The organism is Streptomyces sp. R35 (genome assembly GCF_041053035.1).
GTDB classification, from domain to species: Bacteria; Actinomycetota; Actinomycetes; order Streptomycetales; family Streptomycetaceae; genus Streptomyces; species Streptomyces lutosisoli.
The window spans coordinates 3,504,858-3,518,170 of sequence record NZ_CP163440.1; the positions used below are offsets into that span (position 1 = coordinate 3,504,858).

Genomic DNA, 13,313 nt, shown 5'->3' on the forward strand with positions numbered 1-13,313 from the left:
GGAGGGGGGTGCTGATTCATTGGCGGGTGCGGGTCGTTTGTGGCTGGTCGCGCCCACGCGGCGGAGCCGCAAATAGACACAGCCTCGCGCCCCTAGAGGACGATTGGCCAGCCGTTCTTTGTCCAGCCGAGGGTGTTCAGGCCCAGCTTGGGTGTGCCTGAGTCATCGGCGTCGTAGTAGTGGTACGCCAGGACGTCTCGGCCCTTGTCCTTGAAGACGGACTCGCCTCCTGTGCCGATGAAGCGGCCGTGGCCCGCCAGCAGCAGGTCGCCGCCTCCCTCCAGGAGGGGCTTGCCCGTGCTGTCTACGTATGGGCCCGTCACGCTCGTCGACCTGCCGACCCGGATCTTGTAGGTGGAGTTCACGCCCGCGCAGCACGCGTCGTAGGAGGCGAAGAGGTAGTAGTAGTGGCCGTGTTTGACGATGTACGGGCCCTCTACCGCGTACGGGGCGTCCGGGCGGGTCGCCAGGTGGTGGACGGTGGTGCCCTCGATGGCCTTGCCGGTCTTCGAGTCGAGTTCGGCCATGCGGATGCCGGTCCAGTACGAGCCGAACGTCATCCACAGCTTGCCGTCGGCTTTGATGACGGCCGGGTCGATGGCGTTCCAGGTGTCGGTCGTCTCGGAGGTGAAGGCCTTGCCGTGGTCGGTCCAGGTGCCGGGGAGGCCGGTCGGGGAGGTGGCGACGCCGATCGCGGAGTGGTTGGTGCCCCAGGAGGAGACGGCGTAGTAGAGCCAGTACTGGCCGTGCCGGTAGGAGATGTCGGGGGCCCAGGGGTCGCCGGTGGAGTTGTACTCGTACCACCAACTCGGGGGTGTGGCGAAGGCGTTGCCCGCGTCGTCCCACTGGACGCGGTCCTTGGAGAGGCGGGCGCCGATGATGCCGCCGGTGGAGTAGGCCACGTATCCGCCGGACTTGAGGTGGATGACCGTGGGGTCGTGGATGATCTGCTGGCCGGTGATGGGCTGCGGGTCGGGGTAACTCTCCGCCGCCTGGGCCGTGTTGGGCAGCAGGGCCAGAACGGTCGCCACGGCGGCCGCGGCAAGGCTTCTTCGTATGGTCACTGTCCCGCCAATCCCGTGTGGGCGACGCCCGCCACGATCTGCCGCTGGAAGAAGACGAACACGATGATCAGCGGCAGGCCCGCCATGAGGCCGCCGGCCATGAGCTGGGCCCACTGGATGCCGTAGGAGTTCATGACGGTCGCGATGCCGTTCGGCATGGTCATCAGGTCGGGGTTGTTGGTCACCATGTACGGCCACAGGAAGTTGTTCCACGAGGCGATGAAGGTGAAGATGCCGACCGCCGCGAGGGAGGGGCGGGACAGCGGGACGACGATGGTGAAGAAGATCCGCCAGCGGCCCGCGCCGTCGATGAAGGCGGCTTCCTCCAGTTCGCGGGGGATGCCCTGGAAGAACTTGTAGAGGATGTAGACCATCGCGGCGGGCGCGCACTGCGGCAGGATCATGCCCCAGTAGGTGTCGACCATCCCCATCTGCTGGACGGTGGTGAAGAGGGGCACGCCGAGGACCGCCGGGGAGATCATCAGGCCCGCCATCACCACGCCCATCAGGACGGTCTTGCCCTTGAACTCGGTTCGGGCGAAGCCGTATCCGGCGAGTGCGGCGACGGTGACCACGATGGCCGTCACCAGGACCGACACCACAAGGGAGTTGACGAACCAGTTCGAGATGTTGCCGGTCTCCCAGAGGGACTTCCAGGCCTGGAGCGTCCAGACCTTCGGCAGCCAGTGCGGCGGGATCTGGGCCGCCTCGGCCTCGGACTTGAGCGAGGTGAACAGGGCGGCGGCGATCGGCGCCACGAAGACGGCGGAGACGGCGACGCCGATCAGCGTGAGGACGATCTGGCTGGGCGTCCAGGGCTTGCGGGACTTGGCCCGTATCTGGGTGGCGCTCATCGGCCGCCCTCCTCACGGTTGCGCAGCAGCGCCATCCGCGCGAGGGCGACGGCCGCGATGATCACGAAGAAGATGATGGACATCGCGGAGGCGTAGCCCACGCGGTAGCTGGTGAAGCCCTGTTCGAGGGTGTACTGGACGAAGGAGCGGGTGCTGAGCTCGGGGCCCGGCCCGAAGTCCATCATCACTACGGCCTGGTCGAAGAGCTGGAGCGAGGCGAGGGCCTGGAGCGCGATCACCAGGCCGGTGATGTGGCGCAGCATCGGCAGGGTGATGTGGACCATCCGGTGCCAGGCGTTCGCGCCGTCCAGTTTGGCGGCCTCGTAGAGGTGGTCGGGGATGCCCTGGAGCGCGGCGAGGTACAGCAGGAAGCTGAAGCCGACCGTCCACCACAGGGTGGTGATGACGATGGCGAGCATCGCGTACGACTTGTCGGTCAGCCAGGGTGTGGTGAGCCCGAAGGTCTCGTTGAACAGGCCGATTCCCTGGGTGAACAGCCACTGCCACATGTTGGCGGCGACCGTCGACGGCAGCAGGAACGGCGCGAAGAAGCACAGCCGCCACAGCCACTTGCCGCGCTCGATGTGGTGCGCGAGCATCGCGAGCAGGAAGGCGAGGAGTGTGATGCACGGTACGACGAGCAGGGTGAAGTATGCGCTGTGGCCGAGCGCGTCCCACATCGCCGAGTCGTTCAGGGCCTCGCGGTAGTTGTCGAGGCCGACGAAGCTCGCGCTGTCGCCGGAGATGTTGGCGTCCGTGAAGCTGAGGTAGACGCCGCGCAGCAGCGGCCAGATCACGAACAGCGCGAAGAGCGCCAGGAACGGGGCGACGAACCAACCCCCGTGCTGGAAGCCCTGCTTGCGGCGGACGGTCGCGGTGGCGACGGCGGTGCTCGCCCGCGCCGGTGCGATGACTGTCTCAGCACTGGTCGTCATGCGACCGCACCTCCCTGCGCGGCGGTTTTGCCGTCCATCGGATTCTTCGAGGCGAGGAGCTTGGTGAGATGGGACTTCATCGTCTGCGCGACCGCGGCCGGCTTGGCCGAGCCCATGGTCGAGGAGACGACCACGGGGCCGAGATCCTGGGCGAGGACGCCGGTGGAGCCCGCGAACCACACCTTCGGCTCGGTGGCCTGGTGGTCCATCGCGGAGGCGTACTCGTTCTGCGGGGTGAGCTTCTTGTACGCGGCCGTGGACAGCGTCGGCGTGTACGCGGGGATGTGGCCGCCGGCCGCCCATTGCAGGGCGTGCGTGGCGACGTACGCGGCCAGTTCGTGCGCGGCCTCGTTGGTGGCGCCGCCGCGGCCGGACTGGTGCGGCAGGACGAACGCGTGCGACTCGGCGTGGGTTGCCTGCTTGCCGAAGACGGGCGGCAGCGGGGTGGCGCCGTAGTCCAGCTTCGCGCCGGAGAAGACCGGCACCGACCAGTTGCCCTCCCAGGTGAAGGGGGCGCCGTTGATGAACTGTTCGCCGGTCGGCGCGCCCGGGATGACGTACCCGTCGGTGACGTGCTTGCGGAAGAACTCCAGGACCTGGGTGGCCTTGTCGACGTCGAAGAGGACCTCGGTGTTGTCGTCGTTGAACCACTGGCCGCCGAGCTGGGTGTAGAAGGCGACGAAGAACCACCACTGGAAGTTCTGGTCGTTGGTCCACAGGCCGATGGTCTGCAGGCCCTTCTTCTGGACCTGCTTGGCCTTCTTCAGGACGTCGAACCACTCGTCGGTGGAGGTGACCGGGACCATCCGGCCGTCGTCGCCGAGCAGGCCCGCCTTCTTCAGGACGTCCTTGCGGTAGAAGCAGAGCTGTACGTGGATGTCGAGCGGCAGGGCGTAGAGCTTGCCGTCGATGACACCGCGGTTCCACAGCGCCGGGTTGTAATCCGCCTTGCGTACACCGTACTTGGCGAGGAGGCCCTCGTCCCACGGGTCCAGGAGCCGCCCCGGCGAGAAGCCCGCGACCCGGCCCATGTGCATGACGCCGAGCTCGGGTGCGCGGTTGCCCGCGGCGGCCATCGCGAGCTTGGTGTAAAAGGGGTTGCCCCACTGGAGGGTGGAGTCCTTCACGTCGATGCCGGGGTGTTCCTTGCGGAAGGCGTCCAGCATCGCGATCATGTTGGCACCGTCCCCGCCGCTGAAGAGGTTCCAGTAGCGCACCCGGGTGTCCGCGCCGGAGGCGAGCGCGTCGGCGCCCGTCCCCAGGGTTGCGAAGCCCAGGCTTCCTGCGACTGTCAACCCGCCCAGTCCGGCCAGGAGTTGCCTTCGGTTCAGGCCAGGTTGTCCCACGCCCGCCCCCTACTGTTCGAGATTTCGATAGATGATCGCAACTTCGAACGGGACCGTAGATAGGAAGCGCTTACTCGTCAATGGTTTGCGCAAAACTTTCGAACGGCTCACGGGATACCGAACATTGGTGGGCGAGATATGCGGAACGGAGACTCCCGTCGGGGAGCCTCCGTCACGGACTCACAGGCCGTGGGGTCAGACCGGGATGCCCGGCCCTCGCCCGCGCAACTCCTCGATCTTCGGGCCGTACTCGTCCACCGCGTAGCCGACCTGGTGATTCTCCGGGCAGCACTTCTTTCCGAGTGCGATGCCCTCCGCGATCCGGTCCAGCACCTCCACGTACTCCTGCGGCGTCAGCGTGCCGCCGCACTTCTCCAGCCACCGGCTGCCCTCGCGGGCGAGCACCACGAAGGCGTGCGGGGCCTTGCCCCGGTACTTGGTGGCGACTTTGAACAGGTCATGCACGGCGTGGACCGCGGCCCGGACCAGTTGCGGGTTGGCCGGGTCCTGCATCGAATAGCCCAGCCGGACCTTGGCCTCGGCCGTCACGACGAGCCGGTCCTCGGAGCCGTCGGGGCAGCCCTTCGCGGCAGCAAGGTGATTCGTGGCGAGATCGAGCCTGCCCTGCTCGGCCTCGTACTCGGCACGCTGCAGCCAGTAGTGGTGGTCGTCCTGGAGGAACTGGTGCGCGGCGTCGTAGATCCGTCGTACCGCGTCGGCGTCCAGGTTCAGGGAGCGCATGGTCTCGTGGTTGAGGAGCTTGATCATGGCGCTGCGGTCGCGGTGCTGGTTGTCCGTGATGTGCCAGGCGCGCCCCGCGTAGAACAGCAGCAGTTTCGCGATGACCCACTCAAGGTCTTCCTTGCGATGCCGCAGCACGTTGCGGACAACGGTGTCGGCGATGGTCCGCTGCCGGCAGCGCAGCCGGCCGTCGCCGGTGCGGACCAGCAGGTTCATCTGCACCAGCGCGTTCACCGCGATCCGATGGCTGTGGTCCGGGGCGCTCGGGTGGGACACGATCTCCAGCAGGTCGGCCACGTCGATGCCACGCTGCTGGAAGACCAGCGAGGAGTCGGAGAAGGACACCACCGCGTACGGGCCGCGCTGCTCCTGCTTCAGCTGCTGGAACTCGCTCTCCACCTTCTGCGTCAGGGAGGTCCCCGTCACCGCCTCGATCATGGCGGCGAGCAGCCCTTGGTCGCACTTCTCCCGCAGCTTGGCGACCTTCTGGTGCATGAACAGGTGTTGCTTGAGTTTGCCGATGAGCGCGTTCTTGTCGAGCGCCCTGACGATCTTCTTGAGATCGTCGTCGGTCAGCAGCTGGTCGGAGCTGACCACTTCGGCGGGGAAACCGGCGTCGATCTCGGACTGCCGGGTCACCCGGATCGCGGCGACGACCAGGGTGCGGCCGTCGTTGTTCAGCGTCTTCAGGAGCGGGGCCGCGCGCCGCGTGAACATGTCGACGTCGTCCACGAAGATCGCGTCGAATTGCTGCTGGCGCGACTGCCCCTCGATGTCCTGGGGCGGCCGGGACGCCCCGCGGTCCACCCAGCCGGCGTTCATGCCCTTCCGGTGGAGCCGGTAGGCGACCTGCATCAGGGCGGTCGTCTTGCCGGAACCGGCGGTGCCCTTCACCAGGACGATCGGCTGCCGCTCCCCTTCGGCGGGCCGGGCCCGTTCCTCGATGGCGTCGACCAGGGAGAGCTGCGGCGCGATCTTCTTGTCCTTGATGTCGCCCCAGGTCGGATCCCGCCCGATCAGGAACTCGCGGGTGCCCGTGGGTGTGTCCTCCACCAGGCCGGCCACCCGGACGATCCCCACGCCGTCGCGGGTTCCCTCGTACTCCTCGGTGAGCACCCGCCGCCCGTCGACCAGCGCCTGGATTCCGGCGCCGAGACGGCTTCGTACGAAGTCGCCGGGCGTCGCGCGGATGTGCCGCAGGCCCGCCTCGTGCAGCCGGGCCCGGTCGGCGGCCGTGCCTTCGGGGGTGATGAGGAAGCCGGGGAACTCGTGCTCGCCGGAGGCCCGGCCGGCGATCCGCAGGGTCTCCCACAGGGCGGAGCTGCTCGGGGACAGGGACAGGAAGACCACGGGCCGGGTCAGCAGCTCCGCCCGGAACCGCCGGAACCACAGGCTGCGCGCGTCGTTCCCGGGCACCGACCACGCGTCGCCGAAGTTCTGCGGGACCCCGCCGTCGTGCGGCCAGCCGTGCATGGTGACGACTTCGAGGGCGCCGCGCTTGCCGGTCGGGAAGTCCTCGCACGCGTCGACGAGGGAAACGGTGTCCGCCGCCCGGGCGTTGCGGATGAGGGGCAGCGCGTCGCTGCCGGTGAAGTCGTAGACGCGCGACCACGGGGCGCGCAGCAGTGCGTACGCCGTGCGCCCGTCGTGTCCCTCCGGGACGGACAGGGCTTTGAGGTGCTGGTCCATCTGCTGCGGCGAGAGCTGCCTGCGGGCGGCGGCCCAGGTCTCGTGCAGGGCGGGCGCGGGCTGCGGCACGGCGCCGAAGACGGCCTCGGCGAGCCGGTGGCCCAGCTCGTCGGTGTCGATGGCGCCGCCCCCGTCCGGTCCCGAGACGAGGGCCAGCACCATCTGGCCGGTCGACATGTGCTGGTAGAAGTCGGTGACGAGGGGCCCTTCGTCATAGGCCTCCTCCGGCTGGCGGGCGGCCGGGACCCGGGGCGGCGCGGTGGTCGGGCGGACCCGGACCGTCGTCGGCAGCTGGCGGCGGGTGGCGGTGTCGCTGACCACCGGGCGGTCGGAGCGCAGGTCCGCACGGAGCAGGAGATGCGCCGCTCCCCCTTCGAAGGGCAGGTGCCAGCCCCTGGTGTCCCGCTCTCCGCTGCCCGCGAGGGCCAGCAGCGGGGCCGCCTCCCGGGGCAGTTCGGGCAGCGTTCCGGTGCGGCCGGCCAGCATCAGTGTCAGATCGTTGTGCTCCGCCCAGCCGGCGAACTCCTCGCCCACGGCGAGGTCGAGCTGTTCCGTGGAGCAGCCGGCGAGGTCGGAGGTCGCGTCGTCGGCCACCATGCGGAAGACGGTGTTCACACAGACCAGGCCGACCGTACGCTCGCCCACCGCATAGCGCAGGGAGCCGTCGCCGGGGAGCAGACCGGGGTGCCAGCCGGTGCGGGTCGAGGCGCTGTCCTGCTCCCAGGCGACCAGGTCCGGGAAGATCTTGGTCTGGAGCGGCTGGACGATGTCCTCCGTCATCTCGCCGCCCCACAGGTCGGGTGCGACCTGTTCCCAGTGGCCCGCAAGATCGCGTGCGAGCGCCCGCTTGGCGGGCATGGTGTGGCGGTCGCCCGGCCCGGGGACGGGCGTGACGAAGGGCTCGTACTGATGCTCCAGGCAGGCGAGTTGGACCTCGAGGACGAGCTCCTTGGCGTCCGTCGGATCACCCGAGGTGCCGAGGACGAAGATCCCGTCGAGCCGGTGCCCGGCCTCGTGCAGCGCCGACACATCGGCCAGCACGGAGGTGAGAACGCTCCCACCGTCCGGGCCGGGGGCGGGCAGCGGGCCCAGAACGAGAAAGTGGGCACTCTTCTGCGGCTCAGGCATCCTGCCACCTCACAGCCCTGACCTTGCCGCGCGGCAGGAGCAGTGTCGTGCCCTGCACCTCGCAGACGCCTCGGGCGGGCTCGATCTCGACGAACGACGTGTTCAGGGAGTCCTTGACGATGTTGCCCTCGACCCGTCCGCTGTTCGCGGACTCCTTCGAGCAGAGGGCGCGCAGCGAGGGCGCGTAGGAGGGGTCGACCACTATCGCGCCCTCGGCGGTCTCGCGGACGGGGTCCGTCAGGACCGTCTGCGCGAACGTGAGCACGCTCAACGCGACCGCGGCGGCCGCCGCCCAGTTGGCCAGGCGCTGGCGCTTGTCGATCGCCTTGGCTTCGTCCCGCACCTTGGTGATCACCCGGTTGAGCAGCTCTTGGCGGGAGGTCACCTTGCGTCCCCACGGCTCGTTCTCGGGAACGGGCGACGCGACGGCGCGGAGATAGAACAGGGCCGCGAGCAGCCAGAGCGCGACGGACGCGATGCCCATCCAGCGGGTGGCGGCGGGGCGGTCCGCGAGGGCCGTGACGCTCAGTGCCGCCATCAGTCCACCGGCGAACAGGGTGACCGTGGACTGGGCGGCCTGCGCACGGCCCCGGGCGACGCTGACGGCCTGGACGAGCTGGGAGTAGTAGGTCTCCGACACCGAGGTGACCACGGAGTCCAGTATCTGTTCGTACTCCTGGCGATCCTGGGCCGCATCCGGACCACCGGCCGCTTGCTGTGCCGAATCCCCGGCCGCCCCCTGGTTCGGGGGACCGGCCACCCCCTGGTCCACCGCCACCGAGTTCCTCCACCACTCAACAGACCGCGAAAGTACCAGATTTCACAGCCTGTCACCGAAGGATCATCAGATCGCGAACGCCGCCTGCGGCACTCCCTTCCCCGCGCCGGGCACGACGAGCACCGAGCCGGACATCGGGTGCGGTGCCGTCAGGCCCGTACGGGCCGTGGTGATGTACAGGTCGGTCAGGTCGGCGCCGCCGAACGCGCATGCGGTGGGGCGGCGTACGGGGAGTTCGATGACGCGGTCGAGGTCGCCGTCCGGGGTGTAGCGGCGGACCGCTCCGCCGTCCCAGAGGGCCACCCATACGCAGCCGTCGGCGTCGACGGTGAGGCCGTCGGGGAATCCTTCACCGTCCGGGATGGCCGCCAACTGCCGCCTGTTCAGGGGCAGTTGGTCACCATCCGCCGGATCGACATCGAATACGTCGATCCGGCGGGTGGGCGAGTCGATGTAGTACATCAGCCGGCCGTCGGGGCTCCAGCCCGTGCCGTTGCTGACGGCCACGTCGTCGAGGATCGTCCGGACCGTGCCGTCGGGGGTGATCCGGGACAGTGTGCCGCCGCGCGGCGCCTCGTCGTAGCGCATGGTGCCGCACCACAGCGAGCCGTCGGGCGCGACCGCCGCGTCGTTCGCCCGGCGGCCCGGGACGGGCTCCCGGTGCAGCCAGCGGAAGGCCTCGCCCGACCCCGTCGGCCCGTAGAGCCCGACGCCGTCACGGAGGTTCACGACCAGGCCGCCGCCCGCGCGGGGCTTGGCGGCGCCGACGTGCTGTTCGGTGACCATGACGGTGCGGTGCCCGGTGACGGGGTCGTACGTGTGGACGCGGGAGCCGAGGATGTCGACCCAGATGAGCCGCTGTTCGCGCGGGTCCCAGGTCGGGCCCTCTCCCAGGGCGGCGTACTCGCGCACCGCCACCTCGACGGCGGTCATCCGACGCTCCGGTGACCGAGCCGCTCGGACAGCTCGGCGGCGCCCTTCGCGGCGAGCTGCTCCAGTTCGGTGCGGCGCTCGTCGCTCCAGCGGATCATCGGTACGGAGATGGAGAGCGCGGCGACGACCTGTCCCGTACGGTCGCGCACCGGGGCGGCGACACAGCTGACGTCCGGGTTGGACTCGCGGCTCTCCACGGCGATACCGCGGCGGCGGATCTCGGCGAGGGCCTCGCGCAGGGCGGCCGGTTCGGTGATGCTGTTCGGGGTCATCGCGACCAGGTCCGCGTCGTCGGGGATGCGGGAGGTCAGCTCGACGTCGGGGAGCGAGGCGAGCAGCATCTTGCCGACGGAGGTGCAGTGGGCGGGGAGCCTGCGGCCCGCCGCCGACACCATGCGCACGGCGTGCGTGGAGTCGACCTTCGCGATGTAGATGACGTCGGTGCCTTCGAGGATGGCCACGTGCACGGTCTCGTCGCAGGTCTCGGCGACGGAGCGGGCGACCTGCTGGCCCTCGGCGGCGAGGTCCAGCTGCTCGGCGTACCGGCTGCCGAGCTGGTACGGGCGTACGCCGAGCCGGTAGCGTCCCGGCTGGCCGGGCACCTGGACGATGTACGACCGGGCGGCGAGTGTGGTGACCAGCTCGTGCACCGTCGTGCGGGGCAGCTGGAGCTTGCGCACGATGTCGGGGGCGGAGAGAGTCCCGTCCCCGTCGAGGAAGAGCTCCAGTATGTCCAGAGCTCGGGTCACGGCAGGTACGAGGCGTCCCACAACCGGCCCCCTCCCTATGTTCGAAATTTCAACAGCCGATCGGCATGACGAACACAGGCTAGTCATCTGGGCTTGGGCGGGCAATGGGTGTGGCGGGGGTGGCTGGGTGAGGGTGGGCGGAGCCCGTTTTTCAGGCGAGCCTTTCCAGCACGCGAGTCGGGTGGGTGGGCGGGTAAAGGGGCTGGAGGGCAGCGCCGGGTGCCATGTCGGCGAGGGGGGCGCGGGCGCGGCGGGGACTGCTAGGTCGGCCGAGTCGGGCGGGTGGGTGGGAAAGGCATGGTCAGCCGCGGGAGCGGGGCGCGCCCAGTTGCCCCCGGAGGCGTTGCGCCCGTAGCACCAGTTCCAGTTCGAAGCGCCGGTCGGGGTCGTCTATCTCGTCGCCCCACAGTTCGCGAATCTGGCGGAGGCGGTAACGGACCGTCTGCGGGTGGACACCCAGGCGCGCCGCCACCTCGGGAGCGCCACCGCGTGTTTCCAGCCAGGCCAGCAGCGTCTCGGCAAGGCGCCGCCCATGCGTGGGCCCGCAGTGCGCCAACGGCGCCAGACACCGCAGCGCCAGGTCGTCGATGAGCTCCTCGGGCTGGAGCAGCACCAGCGCCTCCGTGTGTTCCGTGCAGTGCAGCACCTCCCCGGCCGGCAACAGTCCCCGCTCCATCAGCCGCACCGCCGCCTCGGCCCAGCGCAGCGACTTCGCCGCGTCGGCCAGCGCCACCGGCGGCCCGATCGCACCGGACCACCCGGCCAGCGCCCGGTCCAGCAGCTCGGGGCGGCCCGCGGCGTCCGGCTCGGGCACGACCATGCGGGGCTGCTCGTACTCCATGTCGAGCAGCACGCTCTGCCCGACGGCGGGCGCGACGGCCTCCCGGGCCGGGCGCAGCAGCACGCCGACGGCGACCCGGTCGGGCAGCGGCCAGCCGATCCGGGCAGCGCGTTCGACGAGCGCCTCGGCGGGGTCGCCCCGGGGCTGGTGCTCGGAGAGCAGTAACTCCATCAGGCGTCGCTGGAGGCGCAGCCGCTCCCCCGCCTGCCGGGCCGCGGCTTCCGCGTAACCCCGTACGGACTGATCCACCAGACCGTCCAGATACTCGTATCCGGCGTCGACAAGCTCGTACATCGCCGGTGGCGGGATGTCGACGCGCTGCCCGATCTCGGCGAACCGGCGCCAGGCGAGTCTGACCCCCAGCCGGTAGATCGCCTGGAGCGAGTCGAGGCTGCGGCCGTGCAGCCCCTCGCCCCGGCCGAACTCCTGAAAGACCTCGGGGTGGACTCGCGGGCGCCCCTCCGCCGTCTCCAGGTGCTGCACGAAGACCTCGATGGCGCGACGGATGCCGACGAGGGCCATCGGCTCGCCGGAGTCGTCGAGGACGAGGGGCAGATGCGGGTACTCGCGGCGGATCTCGCGCAGGATCTCCTCGGCGAGGGCGGGCGCCTCGGCCATGGCGATCGCCGCGAACTGCCGCACCTGGAGACGGGGAACGTCATGCCAGGCCGAGCGCACGGTGACGGTTCCCGGTCGGGCGCTCATGGTCAGCGCTCCTGGTCGGCATTCTCGTAGGTGATCAGTGGTGTGTTCGGCTGGTCGGGGGTCGCGTCGAGCAGCGCGACGATGCCGAGCGCGGCACCCACGGCGAGCACGGCGGCGGCCGCGACGGTCACTGATGCGGCGAGCAGTCTGGACATCGCAGGGTCAGCCTCTCTGTCGGAGGTCGTCCCCACCCCGGGCCACTCCGCCCGCCTCCGGTCACCCATGGTCGTGGGTCACTCGTGGTCGTGCGGTGTGCGGCCCCTGCCCTTACCCCGTCACCGGTCCCGCCCGGTGGCGTCCACCGGTCCCGTCCGGCAAGTCCACAGTCTCGACAATGCATTGACACCCCGTCAAGGGTGCGCCTACGGTTCCCCGCCCATACCGCACGTGCACTTTCCCTCCTGGTGTCGACGCACCCGTATCACCTCGTATCACTGGATATCACCCGTGCGTCGAGCCTCCTCACGCCCCTGGAGTGCCCGGATGCGCCGGAAAGCCACACCCCTCTCACTGATCCTTCTAGGCCTCGGCACCTTCCTGCTCGTGCTGGCCCCGATGCTCGCCTGGTACGTGGAACCACGCGCCGCCGTGAACCCGATCGACATCGACACGACCGCCGTCTACACCGGCACGGGCAGCGTCTTCGACGTCAGCCAGGTCGAGACCGTGCCCGGCCAGAAGATCACCGTCACCCAGCAGGTGCGCGGCGACGTCGCCGACAGCGAGCGCAGCGGAAACGCCATCTGGGACGTGACGACCACGGTCGACACGGACCAGTCGCTGCCGGCCGCCGACCCGCACGACGCCCTGGAGTTCATGCCGGGCCGCTGGGTGACCGACCGGAAGACCAACACGCCGGTGCACTGCTGCCAGGAGAAGCCCTACTTCCAGGGCGAGGCCTACCTCAAGTTCCCCTTCGACGTGCAGAAACGCGCGTACCGCTGGTGGGACAACTCCCTGGGCGCGACGGTCACTTTGCACTACAAGGGCACCAAGAAGATCCGCGGGTACGAGGGTTACCGGTTCACCGGAACCGTCCCCGCGACCAGGATCGGGACCCGGCTGGTGCCGGGCGCGATCGTCGGGGAGCCGCAGCGCAGCCAGGTGCTCGCCGAGGAGTGGTACGCCAACCACCTGATCGAGCTCGTCGTCGACCAGCGCACCGGCCGGGTGATCTACGCGCAGGTGGGCCCGCGCAAGACGCTGCGTGCCCCGGGCGGCAAGACGGACGCTGCGGTGCTCCTGGACAGCCAGAAGCTGGCCTTCACCGCCGCGACCCAGAAGGACCAGGTGGACCAGGCGAAGACCGAGAGCGGCCAACTGCGCATGGTGGGGCTGACGTTGCCGATTGGTGCCGGTGTGCTCGGTTTCGTACTGGCCGCACTGGGTGCCGTTTTGGTGGTACGCGGGCGACAGGATCCTGATTCGTCCGAGTCGTCCCAGCTTCCGCTCACGATGTGATGTGGCGTCAGCTCCACAAAGGCCGGAAATTGTCATCTCGGTGAGTAGCCGCATCGAACCGCCGGGCGAAAACTGTCCAACCCCACCCG

General features: G+C 69.5%; 11 protein-coding genes. 1 reads left to right on the plus strand and 10 read right to left on the minus strand.

All coding sequences use genetic code 11. The features are described from left to right. Positions 1–92: 92 nt before the first annotated feature. The 10 genes from AB5J50_RS16145 to AB5J50_RS16190 all read right to left on the minus strand — a co-directional run bounded on the left by AB5J50_RS16145 (position 93) and on the right by AB5J50_RS16190 (position 11,918). Positions 93–1,064 (minus strand): arabinan endo-1,5-alpha-L-arabinosidase, encoded by a 972-nt coding sequence (locus AB5J50_RS16145; RefSeq protein ID WP_369258652.1) that lies wholly within the window; start codon positions 1,062–1,064, stop codon positions 93–95. Then, entirely contained in the window at positions 1,061–1,918 is an 858-nt protein-coding gene (locus AB5J50_RS16150) for a carbohydrate ABC transporter permease (RefSeq protein ID WP_369258654.1), read from the minus strand. The genes AB5J50_RS16145 and AB5J50_RS16150 overlap by 4 nt, the downstream gene beginning before the upstream one ends. Beyond that, entirely contained in the window at positions 1,915–2,853 is a 939-nt protein-coding gene (locus AB5J50_RS16155; protein ID WP_369258656.1) for a carbohydrate ABC transporter permease, read from the minus strand. Before AB5J50_RS16155 ends, AB5J50_RS16150 begins: the two co-directional genes overlap by 4 nt. Beyond that, positions 2,850–4,199, minus strand: coding sequence for an extracellular solute-binding protein (locus AB5J50_RS16160; RefSeq protein WP_369258658.1), 1,350 nt, complete (start codon positions 4,197–4,199; stop codon positions 2,850–2,852). The genes AB5J50_RS16155 and AB5J50_RS16160 overlap by 4 nt, the downstream gene beginning before the upstream one ends. Positions 4,200–4,394: 195 nt before the next feature. After that, entirely contained in the window at positions 4,395–7,757 is a 3,363-nt protein-coding gene (locus AB5J50_RS16165; protein ID WP_369258660.1) for a hypothetical protein, read from the minus strand. Further along, positions 7,750–8,535, minus strand: coding sequence for a hypothetical protein (locus AB5J50_RS16170; protein ID WP_369258662.1), 786 nt, complete (start codon positions 8,533–8,535; stop codon positions 7,750–7,752). Before AB5J50_RS16170 ends, AB5J50_RS16165 begins: the two co-directional genes overlap by 8 nt. A 66-nt stretch (positions 8,536–8,601) precedes the next feature. After that, a complete protein-coding gene (locus tag AB5J50_RS16175; RefSeq protein WP_369258664.1) occupies positions 8,602–9,468 on the minus strand; it encodes an SMP-30/gluconolactonase/LRE family protein in 867 nt (288 codons plus the stop codon). Beyond that, a complete protein-coding gene (locus AB5J50_RS16180) occupies positions 9,465–10,238 on the minus strand; it encodes an IclR family transcriptional regulator (protein ID WP_369258666.1) in 774 nt (257 codons plus the stop codon). The genes AB5J50_RS16175 and AB5J50_RS16180 overlap by 4 nt, the downstream gene beginning before the upstream one ends. 280 nt (positions 10,239–10,518) lie before the next feature. Continuing rightward, positions 10,519–11,763, minus strand: a complete 1,245-nt coding sequence (locus AB5J50_RS16185; RefSeq protein WP_369258668.1) for a helix-turn-helix domain-containing protein — start codon at positions 11,761–11,763, stop codon at positions 10,519–10,521. Positions 11,764–11,765: 2 nt separating this feature from the next. Continuing rightward, a complete protein-coding gene (locus AB5J50_RS16190) occupies positions 11,766–11,918 on the minus strand; it encodes a hypothetical protein (protein WP_369258670.1) in 153 nt (50 codons plus the stop codon). Positions 11,919–12,246: 328 nt separating this feature from the next. On the opposite strand from AB5J50_RS16190, the gene AB5J50_RS16195 reads away from it, so the two are divergent. Continuing rightward, positions 12,247–13,224, plus strand: a complete 978-nt coding sequence (locus AB5J50_RS16195) for a DUF3068 domain-containing protein (protein WP_369258672.1) — start codon at positions 12,247–12,249, stop codon at positions 13,222–13,224. The last annotated feature ends 89 nt before the right edge of the window (positions 13,225–13,313 follow it).

Bases quoted from the DNA above. Each gene is read 5' to 3' on its own strand.
- AB5J50_RS16150 (WP_369258654.1), bottom strand. From the start codon at position 1,918: ATGAGCGCCACCCAGATACGGGCCAAGTCCCGCAAGCCCTGGACGCCC.
- AB5J50_RS16155 (WP_369258656.1), bottom strand. From the start codon at position 2,853: ATGACGACCAGTGCTGAGACAGTCATCGCACCGGCGCGGGCGAGCACC.
- AB5J50_RS16165 (WP_369258660.1), bottom strand. From the start codon at position 7,757: ATGCCTGAGCCGCAGAAGAGTGCCCACTTTCTCGTTCTGGGCCCGCTG.
- AB5J50_RS16175 (WP_369258664.1), bottom strand. From the start codon at position 9,468: ATGACCGCCGTCGAGGTGGCGGTGCGCGAGTACGCCGCCCTGGGAGAG.
- AB5J50_RS16185 (WP_369258668.1), bottom strand. From the start codon at position 11,763: ATGAGCGCCCGACCGGGAACCGTCACCGTGCGCTCGGCCTGGCATGAC.
- AB5J50_RS16190 (WP_369258670.1), bottom strand. From the start codon at position 11,918: ATGTCCAGACTGCTCGCCGCATCAGTGACCGTCGCGGCCGCCGCCGTG.
- AB5J50_RS16195 (WP_369258672.1), top strand. From the start codon at position 12,247: ATGCGCCGGAAAGCCACACCCCTCTCACTGATCCTTCTAGGCCTCGGC.